This is a genomic window from Roseomonas chloroacetimidivorans, assembly GCF_049629625.1.
Lineage (GTDB): Bacteria > Pseudomonadota > Alphaproteobacteria > Acetobacterales > Acetobacteraceae > Roseomonas > Roseomonas chloroacetimidivorans.
The window spans coordinates 105,875-123,840 of the sequence record NZ_JBNBZS010000020.1 but is presented as its reverse complement, the minus strand read 5'-3'; the positions used below and the strand labels follow the sequence as shown (position 1 = coordinate 123,840).

The following is a 17,966-nucleotide window of genomic DNA, read 5'->3' as shown; positions in this document are numbered from 1 at the left end:
GGTTGTAGCGGCCAGCGGCATTGGCCTGCCACACCTCCACCATGGCATGGCGGATGGGGCGGCCATCCTCGTCGCTCAGCCGGCCGGCCACGATGATCCGCTCGCCCATCGCATGACCCCGGCCGTTCTCCAGCACGGTCAGGTCCGTGATCTCCGGGTATCTCGCCGGGGTGAAGACCGGGCTGCTCGTCTCCGTCAGCGTATGCGGCAGTTCCAGCAAGGGCTGCGTCGGGTAGCGCGCATGCGTGCTGCCATAAGAAGGCGAGTTCAGCGGCGGCTGCGTCGCCAGAGCCGGCCGGCGATAACCATGCACAACCTCACTCATGGGGATCCCTCTCCTCCTGGGTTGCTTGTGATCAGCCTGCCGCCTGGACCGGCGCGATCTCACGCCAGCCCGCCAGGCCCGCGGCATAGGCCAGAGGCAGGCCAACATAGTTTTCGGCCACCACCATCCGCGCCCGCTCCGAGGCGCGAATGTAGCCAAGCTCCGCCACCTGCATGCGGCGCGCGAAGTCGTCCATCTCAGGGAAGCGGTGTGTCAGGCTGGTGAACCACCAGGAAAAGCGCTCGGCCATCCAGACGCGGGCCAAGGCCCGGGCCGAGTAATGCTCCAGTCCGGCGTCAGAACGCCCGATGTAATGCTCAACCAGCGCCTCCGCGAGCATTCCGACATCGGAGGCTGCCAGGTTCAGTCCCTTGGCGCCGGTGGGTGGCACGATATGGGCGGCATCGCCTGCGAGAAAGAGGCGGCCATGGCGCATCGGCTCGGCCACGAAGGAGCGGAGTGGAGCAATGCTTTTCTCGATCGCCGGGCCGCGGGTCATACGGGCGGCCGCCTGGGGGCCGAGGCGAATGGCCAGCTCGTCCCAGAGCCGCTCGTCCGGCCAATCCTCCAACCGTTCGCTCAATGGCACCTGTACGTAGTAGCGGCTGCGCGTGTGGGAGCGCATGGAGGCCAGCGAGAAACCCCGGACGTGGTTGGAGTAGATCAGCTCCTCGTCGCAGGGTGGAACATCGGCCAGGATGCCAAGCCAGCCGAAAGGATAGACCCGCTCGAACACCCGCAGCACATCGGCCGGGATACTGGCCCGGCTGACGCCGTGATAGCCGTCGCAGCCCGCGATGAAGTCGCAGGCGATGCGGTGTGTGTCCTCCCCCAGACGATAGGTGACGGTGGGATGGTCACCCGTGATGTCGTGTAGGGTGACGTCCTCCGCCTCGAAGAAGAGAGGCGCGCCGCGGGACTGGTGGGCGCGGATCAGGTCCTGGGTCACCTCGGTCTGGCCATAGACGGTGACGGATTTGCCGCCGGTCAGCCCGTGCAGGTCGATGCGGAACAGCTCCCCATCCAGCGCCATCTGAACGCCGTGATGCGGCAGCCCTTCCCGGTGAAGGCGGTCGGCGACGCCGGCCTTCTCCAGCAGCTCCACCGTGCCCTGCTCCAGCACGCCGGCCCGGATCCGGGCCTCCACATAGGCCTGGGACTTTCGCTCCAGCACCACGCAGTCGATCCCGGCCCGAAAAAGGAGTTGGGACAGCAGCAACCCGGCCGGGCCTGCGCCGATGATGGCCACCTGGGTACGGTGTTCCACGACGTTCTCCCCTGGACTCTTGTATAAGAGATGGGGCCGATGCTTCTGTTTGATCCATGGATGATCAAGGCAAATCCTTGGACTTTTCAGGCAGGCTTGCCTCGCCCCCCGGCCGTTCCGCCAGGAGCCGCACCGGAACGCCGGTCATCCCGGTTTTCGATCTCTATGGTGAGACTCGGCCGCAGGCCCGGCTGGAGCCGGTTCACCTGGAGCCGCTGGTGACGCGCAGCGCCCGGCATGGCTGGAACATCCGGCCACACCGCCATCGCGAGCTGCACCAGATCTTCTGGATCCGCGAAGGCGAGGGCGTCCTCCTTGGCGGGAACTCCGGACCGTCCTTCCAGGCCCCGGCGCTGCACATCATTCCGGCCGGCAAGGTGCATGGGCTGCGCTGCGACCCGGCCAGCACCGGCCATGTCCTGACCCTCACGGAGGCGTTCATCGCGGATTGCAGCCGCCTGACCGGCGAGCCCTGTGTCCCGGACGACATCCTCACCCTCAGGCTGGAGCCGACGGATCCCCTCCTGGAGGAACTGGACGATGCCTTCACCCGTCTGGACCTGGCCTTCAGTAGTTTCGGGGGTGGGCGCCATGCGTCGCTCGCCGGCCATGTCCTCCTGCTTCTTTCCCTCCTGCGGCGGCTGGCGGAGGAAGCATCCGGTCCGGCGGCGGTGAGCGCACAGGCCGCGCTGGTCCGGCGCTTCCGCCAGCAGATCGAACAGCGTTACCGGGAGCATGCCGGGCTGGACACATACTGCCGGGAACTCGGTGTGACCCAGAGCACGCTCACACGGGCCTGCCGAAGCGTCACGGGCCGCTCCCCGATCGCGATGGTCCATGAAAGGCTTCTGGCCGAGGCGCGACGCATGCTGATCCATGGGTCCCGGAATGTCTCCGGGGTCGCCTACAGCCTCGGCTTCGAGCCCGCCTATTTCTCGCGCTTCTTCACCCGTCACGAGGGCGTTCCGCCCGCCATCTACCAGCGGCAGCACGGCGACGAGCCCCGGCCGCGCAGGCAGAGCAGGGCCGCATCATGACGGTTTTATCCGGTCTGGCATTACTCACTCAGCACTTCGCCAACGCCGGACCAGGATGTGGTGACACGGGCCGCCGAACCGGCTCCAAAGGCTGGACCGCCGGCGCAACAACCCGAAGTAAAAAGGAAATCCGATTGGCGGATTGGGCGCAGGATTCCCAACCAAGCGCGCCTTGGATCTGCACAGGCCTTCCCAGGCGCCCTCCCCGTCGGTGCTGCCCAACTCGCCCCCGCGCTCACTGTCGATCTCCGCTCCTTGAAGTCGCCGGTCACGCCTGTCGTCGGTATCCGTAGGGCCCATGTCGATCACACGGAGTTCGTGGCCTTCCAACTTGAAGCTCCCGCTGTCGGGAATCTGTGCCACGATGAGGTGTTCAGGGACCTGCCCGGGGAAGCGAAATTCCGGTAGCGTTCGCCGCGCGAGGCCGGTCGGGATGGCGAGGTCCGGTTCGTAGGCGGGGCTCCCGATACACCGGCAGCCCTCAAAGCAGAGGACAGGCCGCCGGGCCCACCAATGCAACTCAGTCGTGCTTAACGCTCGCGTATGAGCCGCGCAGCCGCAGCCTTCAGCGGTATCGCCCGTCGGTACAGACGTGGTGCGGCACTTCGCAGCACGTCCCGCACCTGCCGCGCAGTGTCTTTCAGTTTGCGGAGGCTTCGCTCCCGCGCTGCCAGCAGCGCAATGCCGGGCCCGCCGTGCGGTCGTAAATCGATCAGCATGTCCACGAGTTCATGCCGCTCCGGCCAGCGCTCGGCCTGGAATCCGACGTCGCCGCTGTTGCAGGAGTCAGTCACCGCAACTGCAGGATCAGCAAGTAGCGTGCGCGTCGTATCCTCCAGCAGCAGAACGCCGGGTGAGGCGCGCCGGTGGCCCTCATCGAAGGCCGTCCGCCATGTGAAGGCGCTGGCACCGGAGTAAAGGATTATGCCCATGGCCAGCGGCTCACCGTCCAGGCGGAGCGCATGGATCGCCGCTTTCCCGTCCTTTGCCAGTCCTTCAATCATGCGCCGGGCCAGCGCCGCAGTCGCCGGCGTCGAGCCTAGCGCGGTTCCGCGCCGGGCCTTCCAGCCGGAAGCCTCCAGAGCGAGGAACTCTTCGGTCATCGCCGAGATGGCCTTCGGCTCCCGTGTTACCGAAAACGCCAACTGGCCCGCCTTCGCAAGCTGCCGGCGCTGGCGTTCCAGCCCCTGCCGCCGGGTCTTCGACATCGAGGCCGCCCAGAAGGCCTTCGCGTCGGGGTGTGGTAGAAGTCGGGCGCGCGAGCGCCCCCCGATGATGGCGGTCTGCATCTGCTCCTCGCGCAGGACGGTCCGGAAATCCGGCAGGAGCTCTGTGTTCAGGTCACAAAGTTGCACTAGGTCAGGCAGTGTGGGGTCGGTACGCGCCACAATGAGCATGGCGCGCAGGGCCGGCTTCAGCACATCGCGGTCGAGGACTGGTGTGCCAAGATAGGCCACAGGGCTAACCGGGCTAATGAGCGCCTTCCGTGGCCATGTCGGGCGCGAGCGGCCCAGCAGCACGAGCCAGACGCCGACAAGACGTCGCGCCTCCGCCGAACCTTGTTCACCTTGCCAAGCGAGCAGGACGCGCAGCTGCTGGCCGGACTGGTTCGGCACGGCCAGCGCGAAGGCCGGCTCCATGAAGACGTTCGGCACCGCCGCGCGGGCGCAGAGGGCGCGCCATGGCGCATCGAGGCAGGCAAAGGCCGGCGCGTCCACCACTTCTGCCCAGTAGCTGGTTCCGATATCCGCGGCTTCCGCTCTCATCCCACTGCGCGTGGTGGCCACTCGCGCCATGCCTGCCCGATCCAAGGCTCCGAATATCGCGGTCATGCGGGCCCCCAGAAGGAAGGCCCAAAGCTAATCGGGGAGCGCCGCATCTAATATTGTGCATGAGAGCTACCTCTGATGAGATGTGCAGCGGCGTTGGTGCGGGACGCCGTGGCGGGTAGCCCAGCTCTGGTTGTCGTTATCGTATCGGAAATGGCATTTACGCATGACGCCGCCCAGCATCATCGCACCGAAGGTCCTGCTGCCCGGTCCAGAACTGGCCGGCCTCTGAGGCTGAGCTGAAGTGCGTGGGGATCTGACGCTGCGGACGGCGCGTATGACGGTGAACCCGTCTACAGGTTGCGTCGCAAAGTTTGCGACGGGCCGCAGATGGCCTGGATAGCAGGCGAATCAGGCAGCAATCTGGAACAGCTCGGCGATGAAGATAGCTTGGGCCCGCATGTCGTGCCCGTCAATCTTCCAAAGTTGCCCCTTCCTCACCATTGCCATCACCACCCAGCCTGCCAGTGTTCGTCGCGCAGTGTGGAAACTGCCGAGCCTAGCCGCGAGCGTCGCCACAACTCTCCGGCCTCTTTCATCTGCTCGACAGCGCAGGGGCAGGTCGGGTTCTTGTCCACCGTGATGTTGCGCGGGTTCACCCTATGCGGCTGCCCCAGCGCCTTGCGAAAGGTCCGCTTCGCGGCCTCAGCATCCCGCTTGTCCGAGAGCAGGAAGTCGGTAGTCTGGCCGAGGCCGTCGACTGCGCGGTAGATGTACACTTAGCGGCCCTTCACCCGAACGTAGGTCTCGTCGGCCAGCCACGAGCCGTTCGAGGCATGCAAGTGCGGCCGGATCCGCTTCTCTACTTCTGGCGCGTAGGCCTGAATCCAGCGAAAGGGGATGATGTGCGCGATCTCCGCGCTGCGGCCGGCGAGCCTCAGCTCGAGATCGCGGTGATTGATTGGGAATATCAGGTACTAGCGGCACCGCCCAGAGGATCACCTCCGCAGTAAACTGCCGTCCCTTGAGGGCTCAATCCGGACTCACCGAAGTCACTCGCCACCGTCCCGCATAGCGCCCTTCGATGTCGAAGTTGCCGTTCATGACGAGGACGATCAACTGATCGGTTGTCGGTGCGGTGACTAGGCTGTCGACCTCTTCCGGCTTCTCGTACACGCAGCAGCAGGGACCGCCAGCCTGCGCGCCAGCTGCACAGGCCAAGCGGTCCCTGCAGGCGCTCATGTGCACTCAGGCTGGCCGCCGCTATCGCCACGTCATCTCCCGGGACGGAGTCCAAAGTATCCCTCGTATCGAATTTGCGGCAAACTTGAAAAGCGTGATCAGGCATCGGAGCGTCAGCTTCGTGTGGGGCCCAGCAGATCTGGGGTGAGATCTACCTACCAGATCATCGGCGGGCCGTTTAGGACGCCTGCGTAGATCCCAAGCTGTACGTCGGGAACCCTGTCTGCTGAGCGGATGCCGGGCGCCCTGGTTGCAGTGACTTGGTGGCTGTCGCGTGTTTGACGAGCATCGGCGTAGGGACGCGCTGAGATCCTCAGCGTAGTCAATCTCCGAGACCTGACGGCCGCCAAAGCGTTCTTCCGCTCAGCCTAATTCGATACTGGTACGGCCCCCGACCGCGTCACAACGGACAGGCATGGCTCCCACCCGTGCGCGATCCGTTCGACGCTGGACCGATATGTAAAGCACCGGGCAAGCGCCCATAAGAATAACGGACTGGAGCGGAATCACGGCGGCGTCAAAGGCCGGATCCGCTGTATGCGGGGCTTCAAAGCATTCGAGGCGGCCGAACTCCTCTGTCGAGGATGCGACGAACTCTGCGCCTTCGTTGCCTTTGCACCCGTCGGGACCAGCAGCTTCCCGCGATCCGCCGCTGTCTCGCCTTGCGAGGTTTGTACCTGCTCAGGGAGGCTCCGCAAGCCCGCAAGGGGTCCTTTGAGCAATGCATGACCATCGACACCCGCCGAATCCCCCCGCAGAGCTGGCCTGCTACCGCCAGCGTGCGGGCGGCACCTGCTCGAGCGCACGGGCCGCGATGGTCCGGCCGATCCTCAGCCCTTCCTGGGCCGCTGTCCGAAAATGCGCACCGGCCCAGATCCGGCTTTCCGAGCATTCCTCCAGCATCGCTGCCAGGCTCGGGAACTCGCGCACCGGCTGGCCGACACGGTCGAGAACCTGATATCTGACCGGCGCCTCGCCCAGAAGCCCCGCAATAACGGTCGTGCCGGTAGCCAGGTCGGCGCTGTGCCCGGAGGGATAGTCAGGGTGCGCCGGTGTCGGAAGCAGCGCCTGCCAGCCAGGATCCGTGCGAACGCCGGAGCTGCCGAGGTTGAGTGCCGTCACCGGACGCCAGAACGAGTAGTGGAATTTCTCAGCGTAAACCGCCACGTCCGTGTCGGCATAGGCCACGGCCAGGATAGAGACCATCCTGGCCTCGTCCCAGATCCCACCCGGCAGCGGCCGCTCGCCGATGCGTCGGAGAAGGACCTGCATCACGTTCCGCTGCAGCGATTGCGGCACCCAGAACCGTGCAGCCTCGGTCTGCGCCTCGCTCCGCTCCGTCCGCCCGGCGCCGCCCATGCGCCAGGCCTCCTCCACATCTGTCCGATAGCGCGCGGAACCGAGATCCGGCGGCGGCGGACCCAGCATGAGATGACGATTTGGGAAGAGAAAAGGCCGGTCGAGATAGATGAAGCTGTTCATCATCAACGGTGGCGTGGGTCGCCACCGGCCCTGCGCATCGGAGACGATGAAGTTCCGCTTCTCCGGCCGCGGGCCCGCATCGTCCAGCAGCGCTATGGCCACGGCGCGCCCGAGCGCTGCTCCCGCGGAGCGGGCCGCTTCGGAATCCTCCGCCGCCATCACGGCGGAAAACAGATCCCGGGCCTCGGCAAACAGGTCAGGATTGGCGTTCCTACCCTCCAGTACTGTGAGGGCGGCCATGGACATGGCCAGGATGGGCGATGCGGCATCAAGGCCATGCGGCTCGGAGCGCCCGCGCGGCTTCCAGCGGCGATAATGCGGTTCGACGGCGTTCAGCGCGTCATGCATGGCCATGGCGACTACTGCGATTGTGTTTGCGCGTGGCCAATCCGTGGCCTGCGGGTCACTGGCGAACCGGTCGGCCACGCGCATCCAGCGGGCGACGAGCCCATCCGCCATGCCGCCCGGCAACGCAGCCCTCAGCAGGGCCGGCGGACGCCGCGGCCCCGCTTCCGCCGAGGCATGCTGGGCAGCGAACGCCGTCGCGCCGCCGAGAAGCATGCGGCGGGACAGGAGAGCTCTGCCGCGAAGACTTGTCATGACCGCCCCCTACCTCGCGCGCCGGACGCCCTGCACCTTGTCGGCAGCGCCGGAGGCCTGGCGAGGGCTCTCCGGCCGAAGGGCACGGGCGAGGATGCGGAACGCCGCCCGCCCGCGCCGGATCCGTTGCCTTTTACTGCGCCCTGGTCTGGCCGCCGACGGCTTGGTCGGGCCCGGTGTTGTCGAGCGGCCCGCCTCGCATGGGCTCGGTCCCGATCTGAGGCGCGGCGCCCCCTCTCCTGACGACCGCGTTGCCTGGAGCCGGCAGCGGCCCGCCGCGCATCTGCTCGGTCGCAATCGCGGGGGTGCCGCCACTGGCCGGCAGCCGGTCCGGTGGGGGCAGCGCCGCGCCGCGCATCGGCTCCGTCATTGGCGCCGGCGGGGGAGTTGTCTGCGCGCAGGCAGCAAGCAGCGCCACTGCGGAAACCGCCACCGAAATGCGGATCAGGGAATATAATCGGATCATTGGAGGGCTACCTGGCTTCCAGCGTCTGCGCCATTGCAGCCGCCTCTCCGCAGATTGCCGGACCCGGCAGAGATTTCTATAACAAACCGACCGCGCTCCTCCGTGCCGGCCGGCTTCGTTGCTCCAGCAGCCGCCAGCACAGGCCAGCATCCGGCTGCACGCGGCAGGCCCGCCCATGACTGTCAGCCCGTCATGCGCTCGATCAGCTCGATTCGCACGCCCTCAGGCTCTTGGATGAAGGCGACATGCGTGTCCGGCTTCGCCTGCCGGGGCTCAGAAAGGTAGTTTTTCCTATAACGCGGACGGCTCGGCCTTGCCTGCCCCGGCGGCCTCTCAACCGGCGCATCTGGCACCCAGTCGGCACCCGGCACTCCTATCAATCCTGTATGCCAGGTATGTGGCCCCATGCGGCCGCCGGTCGATTGAGCGGCATCAATCGCACCGTTCCAGCCGGCCAGTGTGGCACGTCGACAGAAAGAGAGAGTCCCTGGCTGGTTGCACGAAGCCGGGCCGTCGACCACCGCACCTTCAGAGAGGATACGGCACAGAGCCCCGATACCTACTCAGCACCGCCCCCCGCCCGCGCTGCCGCCGGTGCCGCTCGGATGCCCCCCGAGATCAGCCTCCAGCCCTTCTGCGCTAAGACGGCATAGACCCGCATCATAGGGGGCTGGCCAAGCTGATCCCACCGAGGGCCCAGAAGAGGCGTTAGCCCTTCCAGGGACGGCCCCGCCGGTCCGCGCGGAGGAGCACCATGCGCAACCTAACCACTTCGATCACCCCCTTGAGGGTTCCTGCCGAGCACGCGGAACTAGGCCACGCTCGCCTACGGAGCATCGCACGGATTCTCGACAGCAAATGGCATATCCCAGGTACCGGCATTCGGTTCGGCGCGGACGCCATCCTGAGCCTGATACCGGGCGTCGGGCCGGTCGTTCCGACGGCTGTATCGGCCTATCTCATCTGGGAGGCCCATCGTCTCGGCGTGCGACCTGGGACACTGTTGCGCATGGCCGCCAATGTCGGTCTCGACGCCCTGATCAGCGCGGTGCCCATCGCGGGCTCAATCGGTGACGTCTTCTTCCGCGCTAACCTCCGCAACATGGAGTTGCTACGGCGCCATCTCGATCAGCAGAGACGTTCGTTGAAGTGAACCGTAGCTCGGGCCGCGCGCATCAAGGAATCACATGGGCTCCACCCTTCAGGTCGCATGCTACGTTCCGGTCACTGCGATGCTGCCAGCCTCGCTAAGCATCGTCCCTTGCTAATACCCTCACCACTGTTGTGTGGGTCCAGGTGACACCTCCGCTTGGCGTCAGCACCGCACGCTTCATCAGCGCACGTGCGAGCCCCGCGCAGGTGGTGATGCCCTCGGCCCGGAGAGCCTCCAGTTCCAGTGCTAGCCGGTGCGCCGTCCGGGTAGCCCGCTCAGCCCGGGACGAGGCTGCCGCCGCCGCACAGGGCGGCGACGGCGGCCTCCGTCCAGAGGCTGTTGTGGACTGACGGGAGGGCCAGATTGCGGGCATAGTTCGCAGCCCCTATCCGACTGACATGTCCGGTGAGGAATGGGCGTTGGTTGCGCCTTACCTTGTGTTGCTGCAGCACCGTCCAGATAACGTCTCCCGGCAGCTAGCGCTGTTGTCTACCTTGCCCGGCATGACGGGTTCATGACCCAGGGCAGCTACCTCCCTGTTAGGACGTTCACTCCGTGCTCGGCAGTCGGTTCTGGATGCCGAAGGGGAAAAGGGCTGTCACATGGCGGAAAAGACTTTGCGGGATGCGTTCCACGAGACGCTGAAGGACGTCTACTACGCCGAGAAGCAGTCGGTACGGGCGCTGAAGAAGTCCGCCAAGGCTGCAAAGGCGCCGGAGCTGAAGGACGCTTTCCTCCAGCATGCAGAGGAGAGCGCCAACCAAGTCGAGCGCCTCGTGCAGGTGTTCGAGATCCTTGGCAAGCCTGCCAAGGGCAAGACCTGCGAGGCGATGCAGGGCCTGACCGCGGAAATGGAGGAGGACCTGGAGGACTTCGGCGGCACCGAGGCGGCGGACGACGTGCTGATTGGCTGCGCCCAAGCCATCGAGCACTACGAGATCGCCCGCTACGGCCTGCTCAGGACCTGGGCCCTCAAACTCGGCCTGCCGGAGGCCGCGGAACTGCTGGAGCAGACCCTGGACGAGGAGAGGAGGACCGACCTTCTTCTCACGGAAATCGCCGAGGGCTTCGACGCTCGAGAGACCGATGAGGGAGAGAACGAGACCGACGAGATGCCGGAGGAGGAAGAGGCCGCGCCCGAGCGCGCGGCGGCTGGCAAGAAGGCTAAGGCCTGAGATGAGGCACGCGCCGTAGGGCTTATGAGCCTTGCGGCGCGTCGTCTTTTCTCAACGGCAGCTACGCCGTTCTCCACCACACCCCGGTCCCATGGCTGAGCGCCCAATTTGGAAGGATGCATGAACAACCCGTGCGCTGCGCCGCGCGGTGAAATCGAACTGCCGCCGCAGTTGCTCATATCGGGCAAGATGGGAGTCAGGGTGCCACGAGAGCGGGAGATAGGCATCGTGCCTGGGTCATGTTCCTAGGCGGCTCAGACGCAGAACCGACGACTGTGGGCGTGAATCTTCTGTGGCCCGAGCAGCAGTTGTCCGGAAAGTAGGAGCGCTACTCGCAGCTGGGATCGGCGCTAGTCAGGTGCATTGCACAGTGGGCAGTGAGCGTCGCTTCTGAGATAGGATCTTGCGGTTCTTTCAGCTCTCGCGCCAAGTGCATCTGCGTGATTTGAGATGCACTGGGCGGTAGGCGCTCGTCCGGCGCTTCACGTGTCGACCCAGCGTCGAACAGGTCGCGCATGGATAGGAGCCGTGCCCGTCCATGGTGGCGCGGCCGTGGAGCATGCCGGCAGCCGACCTGGCCAAGCGGAGGAAGGCCTGGGCGGCCGCCATGTCGTGGTGCTCGCTCAGCAGAGTGTCGGCCGGATCACCGTTGCGGTTGATGACGCAGTAGAGAAAGCACCAGCGGCCGCGATCCTTCAAGTAGGTCTCGTCGGCATGCCGAGATCGGCAACCAGCTCTATGTTCACTCCGACGGCGCTGCCGGAGCTCGGCAGTCAGAACGGGTGTGAGCTTCGCCTCCCAATCGCGCAACGCCCCATGGCTGAATACGATGCCGCGCTACAGGAATATCTCGCTGAGGTCCGACGGTGTGGGGCGATGGCGCAAGCGCCAGAGTACGGCCAAGGCAATGACGTCACCCGGATACTGGGTTCAGTTCAGCACGCCACCGCTGCGCTGACTGAACTGCGAACCACAATGATGTCAGCGGAGGCGCCGGTAGCCCCGCGCGTGCGGTCCCGCTGCTCCGAGTTGGCCAGGCAACCGTAGTCAACGCAGCTCATTCCCGATCCCCGCCCCGCTTGTTGCGAAGCCTACCAGCGGAGGCCCCGCCCAGCCAATCACGCCGCTCCTAGCGTGAGCGCTGACAGAACCGCTTGGAAAATGCAGAACTCGCGTTCCCCTTCGCAATGGTTCTGCTCCGGAACACCGGTGACATGATACTACAGTTCCACGGCCCCTGGACGCAATTTGTGGAGGGCAACGGCCGCGGCGCTTGCTACCCAGGCCGCCCCGGCGAGGAGCCAGGATAGCCTCAGCCCGGCTGCTCTGACGGAACCCGCTCGAAGCGGATCCTCATGGCATTGCCGCGCCAGATTGTACGCCCAGCCGTCCAGGCCATGAGCCATAAGGCGGGAATCATCGCATCGCGCAGAGCGAAGGCCGCCACCAGCCTCCAGGAGAGCGGCCAGCCCTTGCTTGCGGCCAGAGCTGCTTCGGCGCCGTACCAAAGGCCGAGTAGCCCGATGGCGATCAGGGGCAGGCTGATCCCCGCTGCGGCACCCGCGATCAATCCCGCCGCCAGGGGCACCGTCGCGCCGCTCAGGATTTCCGGCGCGAAGAAGAGAGGAAAGGTCACGCGCCGCAGACGTGCCCATCGGAGTTGCCGGTTCCACACCTGACGCGCCGTCCGCGCACCGAGGGGCTGCTCGAAGGGACTGTCCACCAGATGAACCTGTAGCCCCGCTGCACGCACCAATTTCGTCGCTGCGGCATCCTCTGCAATGTCGGTGGCCAGTGCCTCTATGCCGCCCCGCGCTTCGAGGAAGGGGCGGTGCCAGAGCATGGTCTTTCCCTGGGCGAAGCCCAGCCCTATCTGCTCTCCGGCGTATTGCCAGCGCGCCCGGAGTGTATTGAGGAAGGCGCATTCAACCTGGGCCCAGAAATTGCCGGGACGGATGCCGAGCGGGGTGGAGCAGACTAGGCCCGTGTCTGCTCGCCAGTTTTTCATGAGTTGCTGAACGTAGTCTGGTGGCATCAGGACATTTGAATCGGCCAGGATAACCCAGTCGTGCTGGGCCGCGCGCCAGCCCTTGATGCAGTTGTTGAGCTTGGGGTTGTCGTTGACCCGCTCGTCGCCGATCAGCAGAGACGCTATGACCTGCGGATGCGCCGCTATCAGCTTCCGGATGACCGGAACCACCGGATCATCGGCCCGCTCGACACAGAAGAGCAATTCATAGGCCGGGTAGTCGAGCCCGAAGCCCGATGCCAAGGTCTCCTCGATGAAGGGTTCGATCCCACAGACTGGCCGGATGATGCTGACGGCCGGCGCGCTCCCCGTATGCGCCGGTAAGCGGGACCGGCGCCGAAGACGCATAGCGGCTAAGCCGACACTTGCAGTATTGACAACGGTCAGAGCGGCGCAGCACGTCAAGAACAAATTTACGAGCAAACCGCTGGTGCTCCCCCCGGGGCAGGTTTAAATCCCGCGAACGACGCCCGAGCGGCCGGTCGGCAGGCTGCTTTCCGCGCCAAGAATGCGGCTTTCTTGCGCCGTTCTACCAACATCCACATGACAGTCCGATGATCGCTTTTTGACAGTCTACTGCCGACCCTTGCGATCCAGCATCCCGACGGAGCAGCAGGATCTGCAGGCTCTTATGGCAGCCGCATCTGATTTTCTCCATCAGCATGCTTCGTATCGCCATGAATGACGAAAACGAGCCGCGCGCCGTCCCTGGTCAAATACAAACGGACGACTGCCCCGCCTTCCGCCGCCTTTCCTCAATTCTCGATCGCCTCTGCCAGGATGGCATGGCCTTTTGTCATCGGCTTTCCTCATGCGCCCGTGACCCTGGCTGCGACAGCCGGCTCGCTTGGCTTCATTTGATAAGTCAGGCACGATGCATCACACCCTGCCACACGACACTATCCGGCCGCTGACGGCCCCGCTACTCGGTTGCAGGCTTGATGCCCTCGCCCGTGCTCTGCGGCTGGGGTGTGAGGAAGGCGTGACGCCGGCGCGGATCTGGGCCACACAGTGACAAGTCCAGCTAGGCTTTCTTGTCGACCTCCCGTAGAGGTCAGTGGCGCTTTCCGAGGCGGGGCCGTGCGCCGCGAGGGGCGCACGGCGTCACGTAGCTTGGGCTACCAAGGCAATCATACTAGATGGTCCGATCTTGCTGGTGCGCCTCAAGACCGCGCGAGCATACATGCGTGACGGCTCCGTCGGAGAGCCGAGAGGGGAGGACGGAGTGGCTGAGCAGGAACTGTTGGTTCGGTCGGGACACATCGCTGCCCTCCGCCTGTTCGACCTTGCTTATGAAATTGACCTGAAGCGCGCGGAGGAGCTCTGGGCACGGCGCGCCCAGGGCGCCAGCGCTCGGGCCCGGCTCGCCGGCACGCCGTCCAAGGCGGTGTCCTTTGGCGTGCCTCCTCTCGGCCTCGCCCTCGGCCCCGTGCCGCTCCTGCTCGACGGAACGAGCATGATGGCCGAGGCAAGCGTAAGGCTCTACGACTTCGGGATTGCGGCCTTGGCCCTGCAGCTTCCCGCGCAGGACCTTACATGGACCGCCTTCACAGCATTGATGAACCAGGCCGATCGAGCGGTAGGTCCCGCTGCCGAGACGGAGGTCTGGGACAGGCTGCTGTCGCAGATCCGCGGTCTTCTTGGGGAGGCGCTTGACCGCCCGACCGCGGTACCGTTGGAAGAAGACTACCTCATTGGCATGGTGAATGCCTTCAGCGAGCCAATGACCGCAGAGGCATTGCAGCAGCGCGTCGATCTCGTGCCGCTTCTCTCCGGCGAGGAGCGGCCGCTTTCGGAGGGAGCGCGGCGCGACCTCCTGGCGCAGCGCTTCTCCTATCATCCAGACGATTTGGCGGTGATCACCTGGGACCGCGCTTTTATCCTGGAACCACGACGGGAAACCGACGTCGCGGACGTGCTGGAAATGGCCAATGCACAACTTCTTGAGATGCGTAGCTATGACGAGATGCTGGATGACGAGCTGCCGCGCATGCGGGCGCTGGTAGAGACTGCACGACGACGCACCAACCTCCTCGCCTCGCGGCGCTACGCGCGGCTCGCCCGGCAGCTTCACACCCTGGTTGCCGAGGTGACCGAGCTGGCCGAGCGGGTGGATAACGCTTTGCAGGTGACCGAGGACGTCTATCTCGCGCGCGTCTACGCCGCCGCCATTGGGCTTTTTCGTGTGCCCCAGGTCAGCGCTGCCGTCGATCGCAAGCTGGACATCATTCGCCAGACCTACACAGCGCTGCACGGAGAGACCGCAGGCGGCCGGGCCGAACTGCTGGAGATCGCGATTCTGGTCCTCATCGCGTTCGAGATCGTGCTATCGCTCGTGCGGCACTGAAGAGTGGAGCTGTACCTAAATGGACCGCAGCCAGCGAGGCGGTCAGGTCGGCGCCGGGACTCATGCTTGCTGAAGCGCGACCAAGCCATGGCCATGTTGGTGAGCACCTAGCCGCGCCGTACCCGGCCTATTTGGCAAGTCCCCCACACGGCATGCGAGGACCGGGTCCGCATGCTGAGCTGGTCTGTTAGGGCCATAACAACCGCCGGACTTGCACTGTTGGCAGGTGCTATCACTGGCCCGAATGGGAACTAACTTTCGGGTTCCCGGAAAGCTGACTTGGGGGTGCAACGGCTATCACGGCCACAGCCCCCGGTCGCTAGCTCCGGCTAAAGGCCGCACGCGTCTCAGTCGCGTCATCACCTTCGACTACGCCGGTCTCGGCCTCTCGGCCGGCGAGCGCACCTATAACCCGGCCGTCCTGGCCAAAGATACGGCGGCACTGATCGGGGCGCTCGGCCTCGGGCGCGTGGTGCTCGGCGGCTGGTCGCTGGGCGGAATCGTGGCGCAGGTGCTGCTGGCCACGCGGCCCGACCTCGTCTCCCACGCCGTGCTCATCGGCACCACGCCGCCCGGCCCAGTGGTGAAGCTTCCGGAGCAGCTGTTCATCGACACGGCGCGCATTCCCGGCAGCTCGCTGGACAAGGACACCATTCTCTTCTTCGAGCCGGCATCGGCCGAGAGCCGCGCCGCGGCGGAACGCTCGGCGAAGCGCCTCTCCGTCCGGCAGGAAGGCAGCAGCCCCGATGTGCCAGGCGATTGGGCGGCCGCCCAACTCGGGGACAGGCCGCGCAACCCGCCCTTTCCTGCCGACGCCGTGCTGGCGGCGCTGAGGACGACGAAGGTTCCGGTCCTGCACATCGGCGCGGACCATGACATCGCCTTCCCGGTAGAGAACTGGTACGCGCTGATTGGCCAGCTTCCCACATTGCAACTGCTCACCTACCCACAGGCCGGGCACGCGCCCCACCATCAGTACCCCGAGGCGGCGGCCGCCTATATAGGGACCTTCATCCGTACCGCACGGGCAGCGGCCTAGGCGGGCCGCCCAAAGCGGCTTCATCGAACTGGGAGGAGTCCGGGGTTTTGCCAGAAGGTACTGCGCGGCCTTGGCAAGGTGCCTGAACCTGCGAGCGTCGCGGCGGCGACGCCCGCCGGCGCTTGGAAGCCCTGCACCCGGCGCAGGAAGCGAACCGATCCGCTTCGGGGCAGAAGGCGACGGGGGCGTGGCGACCAAGGCCGCCACGCCCCCTCGAATTGCGTGAGCCGGTATGGGAACGGACGTCAGGCCGGGATCGGCTTCTCGAGCATGGCGGCGTTGAACTCGTTGACGAGCCTGTGCTCGCCGGCGCCAGGGTTGTCGCGGATCGCCTGGACAGCATCGACCACGATCTCTTCCTCGTCGCCGGCCAGCTTCTGCATGGTTTCCTCGATGAAGGCGCCGAGCGGCATGGCGCGCGGGTCGTCGCTCTTCCCAATGAGATCAGTGTTCACCCAGGGCGGCGCGATCTCCTGCACCGTCACGGAGGTGCCGCGCAGCATGAAGCGCTGCGAGAGGGTGTAGCTGTGCAGCGCCGCCTTGCTGGCCGAGTAGACCGCATTCCCCGCCAGCGGCAGATAAGCGAGCACGGAGGTGTTGTTGATGATGGTGGCGCGCGGCTGCCGCTTCAGCCCCTCGATCAGTGCGGAGGTCATGCGGATCGGACCCAGCAGGTTCGTCTCCAGGATCTTCTGGCTCACGGCGTCATTGATCGGCCCGGCCGAGTTGTCGAAGGGCATGATGCCGGCATTATTGACCAGCACGTTCAGCGCCGGGAACTCCGCTGCCAGCCGATCCGCGACGGCCTGGATGCTGTCCGGGTCGGTGATGTCCAACTCCATCCCGGCCATGCCAGGATTGGCGGCGGTCACCTCCTGCAGCAGCGGAAGACGCCGGCCCGCAACGATCACCTTGTTGCCGAGCCGGTGGAAGGCCTCGGCCAGACCGCGTCCGATGCCGGACGTCGCGCCAGTGATGAAGATGGTGTTGCCGGTCAACCTCATGGTGTCGCTCCTCGGGTGATGTTGGGTTCAGGCGGCCGGCGCCATCACGCGGTGGCAGGCCGCAGGCTCACCGTGCGACAGCTTGGGAAGCACGGCTTGGCGCGGCGTGTCGTGGATGATTCGCCTCGCGGCACCGCCCCGGGGCGGCGCTATCCGCCCCCGCCGCGCAGGAACACGGCCAGGTGGGCGGCCACGGATTCAGGGTAGTGGTGGTGCGGCGCGTTGCCGGTGGTGGAGAAGGTGATGACCTGCAGCGTCGGCAGTTGCCGGCTCAGCGCGTACCAGTTCTCCACGGGGTGGCCGATGTCGTTGCCCCCACCAACGTGCAGGACCGGGATGCTGGTACTGCGGAGCGCGGCCAGGACCGCGTCCGATGGAAAAAGGGGCTGGCGCGGCGCGTCACCGAGTTGTGCGGCCGCCCATTCCCAGGGTACCTCGGCGCTGCGGCCAGCCTCGCGCAGCGCCAGCCGCTCGGCCGATCGCCGTGCCGCGTCCAGCCCCTTCCCGGATCGGTCCCCGAAGAACAGGACTGCCTCGTCCTCCAGGCTGCACCGGGGCATGGTAGCGATGTCGTAGTAGAGCTGCTCCGCTGGGCGCGCGCACGGGCCCGGCGGGGCGGTGCCGATCAGCACCACGTGGCTGAGCAGGCCGGGGATGCGGGCCAGCGCTGCCTGGGCGACCATGCCGCCGAGCGACCAACCGCCCACCGCGACAGGCCCAAGGTCGAGCGCCCCGGCCAGGTCGCGCAGATCCTCCACCATCTCCAGCGGGTTGTAGCTGCGCTCCCCGGTCGAGAGGCCGATGCCGCTGGGGTCGAAGACGATCACCCGGATTCCGTAGCCCGCCAGCGCATCGAGGAAGGCCGGATCCCAGCTGTCCATCGTGCCGCGGAAGCGGCTGCAGAGCAGCAGGGGCGTGCCCTCCCCGATGGACCGGTAGGTGAGTTGCCGTCCGCCGGCCTCCACGCGCCGGTTGACGGCGGAAACGGCTCCCAGCCTGTCCGCTCTGTTGCGGCGCGGCATGCTTTCTCC

Annotated in this window: 16 protein-coding genes and 1 pseudogene; 6 read left to right on the top strand and 11 right to left on the bottom strand. The window is 66.0% G+C overall.

The window, feature by feature from the left end; genetic code table 11:
• Together ACO1BU_RS16910 and pobA are read right to left on the bottom strand one after the other, a co-directional pair.
• Positions 1 to 325 (bottom strand): dioxygenase family protein (locus tag ACO1BU_RS16910; RefSeq protein WP_481133222.1); only part of this gene is annotated, 325 nt, incomplete at its 3' end.
• A gap of 31 nt (positions 326 to 356) precedes the next feature.
• Positions 357 to 1,592, bottom strand: coding sequence for a 4-hydroxybenzoate 3-monooxygenase (gene pobA / locus ACO1BU_RS16905; protein ID WP_424137133.1), 1,236 nt, complete (start codon positions 1,590 to 1,592; stop codon positions 357 to 359).
• A gap of 77 nt (positions 1,593 to 1,669) precedes the next feature.
• Between pobA and ACO1BU_RS16900 the strand changes: the two genes are divergently transcribed.
• Positions 1,670 to 2,629 (top strand): helix-turn-helix domain-containing protein, encoded by a 960-nt coding sequence (locus ACO1BU_RS16900; RefSeq protein ID WP_424137132.1) that lies wholly within the window; start codon positions 1,670 to 1,672, stop codon positions 2,627 to 2,629.
• A gap of 530 nt (positions 2,630 to 3,159) precedes the next feature.
• Here the strand turns inward: ACO1BU_RS16900 and ACO1BU_RS16895 are convergent.
• The 3 genes from ACO1BU_RS16895 to ACO1BU_RS16885 all read right to left on the bottom strand — a co-directional run bounded on the left by ACO1BU_RS16895 (position 3,160) and on the right by ACO1BU_RS16885 (position 5,574).
• A complete protein-coding gene (locus ACO1BU_RS16895; RefSeq protein WP_424137131.1) occupies positions 3,160 to 4,395 on the bottom strand; it encodes a GNAT family N-acetyltransferase in 1,236 nt (411 codons plus the stop codon).
• Between the two features lie 512 nt (positions 4,396 to 4,907).
• Complete coding sequence (locus ACO1BU_RS16890; RefSeq protein ID WP_424137130.1) at positions 4,908 to 5,177, bottom strand: DDE-type integrase/transposase/recombinase; 270 nt, start codon at positions 5,175 to 5,177, stop codon at positions 4,908 to 4,910.
• Positions 5,178 to 5,430: 253 nt separating this feature from the next.
• Positions 5,431 to 5,574 carry a hypothetical protein gene (locus tag ACO1BU_RS16885; RefSeq protein ID WP_424137129.1) on the bottom strand — a complete coding sequence of 48 codons (144 nt, stop codon included), beginning with the start codon at positions 5,572 to 5,574 and terminating at the stop codon, positions 5,431 to 5,433.
• A gap of 462 nt (positions 5,575 to 6,036) precedes the next feature.
• On the opposite strand from ACO1BU_RS16885, the pseudogene ACO1BU_RS16880 reads away from it, so the two are divergent.
• Positions 6,037 to 6,369 (top strand): annotated as a pseudogene (locus ACO1BU_RS16880) (DDE-type integrase/transposase/recombinase); the annotation flags it as partial.
• Positions 6,370 to 6,408: 39 nt separating this feature from the next.
• On the opposite strand, the gene ACO1BU_RS16875 reads toward ACO1BU_RS16880, so the two are convergent.
• Together ACO1BU_RS16875 and ACO1BU_RS16870 are read right to left on the bottom strand one after the other, a co-directional pair.
• Positions 6,409 to 7,722, bottom strand: a complete 1,314-nt coding sequence (locus tag ACO1BU_RS16875) for a vanadium-dependent haloperoxidase (protein ID WP_424137128.1) — start codon at positions 7,720 to 7,722, stop codon at positions 6,409 to 6,411.
• A 133-nt stretch (positions 7,723 to 7,855) separates the two neighbouring features.
• The gene (locus tag ACO1BU_RS16870; protein WP_424137127.1) at positions 7,856 to 8,188 is read right to left on the bottom strand and encodes a hypothetical protein; all 333 of its coding nucleotides are present in this window, start codon (positions 8,186 to 8,188) and stop codon (positions 7,856 to 7,858) included.
• Positions 8,189 to 8,942: 754 nt separating this feature from the next.
• On the opposite strand from ACO1BU_RS16870, the gene ACO1BU_RS16865 reads away from it, so the two are divergent.
• Together ACO1BU_RS16865 and ACO1BU_RS16860 are read left to right on the top strand one after the other, a co-directional pair.
• Positions 8,943 to 9,341, top strand: coding sequence for a DUF4112 domain-containing protein (locus tag ACO1BU_RS16865; protein WP_424137126.1), 399 nt, complete (start codon positions 8,943 to 8,945; stop codon positions 9,339 to 9,341).
• A 602-nt stretch (positions 9,342 to 9,943) separates the two neighbouring features.
• Positions 9,944 to 10,516 (top strand): YciE/YciF ferroxidase family protein, encoded by a 573-nt coding sequence (locus tag ACO1BU_RS16860; protein ID WP_424137125.1) that lies wholly within the window; start codon positions 9,944 to 9,946, stop codon positions 10,514 to 10,516.
• A gap of 414 nt (positions 10,517 to 10,930) precedes the next feature.
• Here the strand turns inward: ACO1BU_RS16860 and ACO1BU_RS16855 are convergent, their stop codons facing one another.
• Positions 10,931 to 11,326 carry a DDE-type integrase/transposase/recombinase gene (locus ACO1BU_RS16855; RefSeq protein ID WP_424137124.1) on the bottom strand — a complete coding sequence of 132 codons (396 nt, stop codon included), beginning with the start codon at positions 11,324 to 11,326 and terminating at the stop codon, positions 10,931 to 10,933.
• 502 nt (positions 11,327 to 11,828) lie between these two features.
• Positions 11,829 to 12,893: a ceramide glucosyltransferase gene (locus ACO1BU_RS16850; protein ID WP_424137123.1), complete on the bottom strand. Its 1,065-nt coding sequence runs from the start codon at positions 12,891 to 12,893 to the stop codon at positions 11,829 to 11,831.
• Between the two features lie 877 nt (positions 12,894 to 13,770).
• Between ACO1BU_RS16850 and ACO1BU_RS16845 the strand changes: the two genes are divergently transcribed.
• On the top strand, positions 13,771 to 14,892 hold the full coding sequence (locus ACO1BU_RS16845) for an RMD1 family protein (RefSeq protein ID WP_424137122.1): 1,122 nt from the start codon (positions 13,771 to 13,773) through the stop codon (positions 14,890 to 14,892).
• Between the two features lie 244 nt (positions 14,893 to 15,136).
• Positions 15,137 to 15,931 (top strand): alpha/beta fold hydrolase, encoded by a 795-nt coding sequence (locus ACO1BU_RS16840; protein ID WP_424137121.1) that lies wholly within the window; start codon positions 15,137 to 15,139, stop codon positions 15,929 to 15,931.
• 245 nt (positions 15,932 to 16,176) lie between these two features.
• Here ACO1BU_RS16840 and ACO1BU_RS16835 read toward each other — a convergent pair whose 3' ends face one another.
• Positions 16,177 to 16,935, bottom strand: coding sequence for an SDR family oxidoreductase (locus ACO1BU_RS16835; protein ID WP_424137120.1), 759 nt, complete (start codon positions 16,933 to 16,935; stop codon positions 16,177 to 16,179).
• 149 nt (positions 16,936 to 17,084) lie between these two features.
• Complete coding sequence (locus ACO1BU_RS16830) at positions 17,085 to 17,957, bottom strand: alpha/beta fold hydrolase (protein ID WP_424137119.1); 873 nt, start codon at positions 17,955 to 17,957, stop codon at positions 17,085 to 17,087.
• Between the last annotated feature and the right edge of the window lie 9 nt (positions 17,958 to 17,966).

Coding starts and splice junctions, on each gene's coding strand:
- ACO1BU_RS16835 (WP_424137120.1), bottom strand. CDS start 16,935: ATGAGGTTGACCGGCAACACCATCTTCATCACTGGCGCGACGTCCGGC.
- ACO1BU_RS16830 (WP_424137119.1), bottom strand. CDS start 17,957: ATGCCGCGCCGCAACAGAGCGGACAGGCTGGGAGCCGTTTCCGCCGTC.
- ACO1BU_RS16860 (WP_424137125.1), top strand. CDS start 9,944: ATGGCGGAAAAGACTTTGCGGGATGCGTTCCACGAGACGCTGAAGGAC.
- ACO1BU_RS16850 (WP_424137123.1), bottom strand. CDS start 12,893: ATGCGTCTTCGGCGCCGGTCCCGCTTACCGGCGCATACGGGGAGCGCG.
- ACO1BU_RS16840 (WP_424137121.1), top strand. CDS start 15,137: ATGGGAACTAACTTTCGGGTTCCCGGAAAGCTGACTTGGGGGTGCAAC.
- ACO1BU_RS16865 (WP_424137126.1), top strand. CDS start 8,943: ATGCGCAACCTAACCACTTCGATCACCCCCTTGAGGGTTCCTGCCGAG.
- ACO1BU_RS16875 (WP_424137128.1), bottom strand. CDS start 7,722: ATGACAAGTCTTCGCGGCAGAGCTCTCCTGTCCCGCCGCATGCTTCTC.
- ACO1BU_RS16895 (WP_424137131.1), bottom strand. CDS start 4,395: ATGAGAGCGGAAGCCGCGGATATCGGAACCAGCTACTGGGCAGAAGTG.
- ACO1BU_RS16870 (WP_424137127.1), bottom strand. CDS start 8,188: ATGATCCGATTATATTCCCTGATCCGCATTTCGGTGGCGGTTTCCGCA.